Below are 290 nucleotides of genomic sequence, written 5' to 3' on the forward strand. Positions count from 1 at the left end.
TTTTATTTTTAATTGAGGGCTTTTAATCTTTCTTCTTAGCAAAAGAGGTATTGACCTCCAATGTCTCAGTAAACCCTTCGCGCGGCCCTCAATTAAAAATAAAAACATTAAAGCTGGGGCGTTATACGCAGACTACAATTGCCCTCGCTTATATCGAAGATCTTGCGGATGAAACATTAATTGAAGAAAGTAATCAACGGTTGGAACGAATTGACATCGATGGAATATTGGAATCCGGTTATATTGAAGAATTAATTCAAGACAATTCATACACCCCTTTTCCACAAGGG

The 290-nt window shown here is 37.2% G+C and carries 1 protein-coding gene; it reads left to right on the top strand.

Annotated elements, in window-relative coordinates:
• Positions 1 to 50: 50 nt before the first annotated feature.
• Positions 51 to 290, top strand: a 240-nt coding sequence (locus PZE06_RS28775) for a spore germination protein (protein WP_275792509.1), incomplete at its 3' end; no start/stop codon positions are given.

Source organism: Robertmurraya sp. DFI.2.37, assembly GCF_029211245.1.
GTDB classification, from domain to species: Bacteria; Bacillota; Bacilli; order Bacillales; family Cytobacillaceae; genus Robertmurraya; species Robertmurraya methanolica_A.